Below are 1237 nucleotides of genomic sequence, written 5' to 3'. Positions count from 1 at the left end.
ACCCAGCACCGCGTAGCCGATCAGCGCTGCGGCAACCGCATCGAGCAGCAGATTATTACCCGAGGCGATGTCGCCGCGTCCAAGCCGGGCAGCGAGCAAAATGCCCCCGATCGAGGCAAAAACACCTGAAATGACGTAAGCCCAGATCTTGTATGCCTTGACAGGCGCGCCGGCGAGTTCGGCGGCGCGCTCATTGCTGCCGACGGCATACATCATGCGGCCGAAACGGGTGTATTCGAGGAAGAACCAGATCAGCACGGCGAGCACGAGCAGCACCACCACCGACACTGGAATGAGGTTCGGGATGAAGAAGTCGAAGCGGTGGCGGCCAAGCGCCAGGAAGGCGTCGGAGAATTTGCCGTTGGCGACCGAACCATCAGGCATGGTCATGCCGGTGGCGATCGAGCGGCCTTCGGTTGGAATGCGCTGCAGGCCGACGAGCAGGAACATCATGCCGAGCGTCGCCAGCAGATCGGGCACACGCATGTAGACGATCAGCCAGCCATTGATCAGGCCGACGATGGCGCCGATGAGCAGGCAGACGACGACCGCGACAAGGGCGTTCTGCTCCAGCACCACCATGACATAGGCGGCCGCCATCATGGCTGAGGTGGCGACCGAGCCGATCGACAGATCAAAACCTCCGACGACCAGCGTGGCGGTGACGCCGAGCGCCAGCACGCCGGTGATGGCGACCGACTGGAAGATGAAAACCGCACTTTGCGGCGAAACGAAACCGTCGGCGGCGATCGAGAAATAGGCGACGAGCCCGAACAAGAGCACGATGAATCCGTAGCGGATGGCGTGGTCGCGCAATGTCATTCGGCGCTCCCGCGCGCTGCTGCCGTTTTTAGCCAATCCGAACCCATGCTCTTTCCATTCCCATTCCTAACGCCCGCGCTCAGGCGGCACTGTGCAGCGGCCCGCCGGCGACCTCGGCCAACAGGCGGTCGAGATCGACATCGGCATTGCGGTGCTCGCCGACGATGGTCTGTTCCGACATGACCAGGATGCGATCGGCGGTCTCCAGCGCCTCGTCGAGTTCGGTGACGAACAGCAGCGTGGCGCGTCCGTTTGCACTGGCCCTGAGCTTGGCGGCGATGTCGCGCCGGGCGGAAATATCGACGCCCTGAAACGGCTCGTCCAGAATGAACAGTCTCGCATGCTGGGCCATCCAGCGGGCGACCATCACCTTCTGCTGGTTGCCGCCGGAGAGCTCCGACATCCCGTCCTTCTC

General features: G+C 63.1%; 2 protein-coding genes. Both read right to left on the bottom strand.

The annotated features are described in order from the left end of the window. The coding region (locus EN994_RS32150) for an ABC transporter permease (protein WP_164746450.1) at positions 1-822 on the bottom strand (822 nt) is incomplete at its 3' end. Positions 823-901: 79 nt separating this feature from the next. Then, a partial coding sequence (locus EN994_RS32145; protein ID WP_127308185.1) for an ATP-binding cassette domain-containing protein occupies positions 902-1237 on the bottom strand: 336 nt, incomplete at its 5' end.

The sequence above is a fragment of the Mesorhizobium sp. M7A.F.Ca.CA.002.09.1.1 genome, assembly GCF_003998555.1.
Taxonomy (GTDB): domain Bacteria; phylum Pseudomonadota; class Alphaproteobacteria; order Rhizobiales; family Rhizobiaceae; genus Mesorhizobium; species Mesorhizobium ciceri.
Note: the sequence above shows the minus strand (reverse complement) of the source record. Positions and strands in the feature narration are given on the sequence as shown.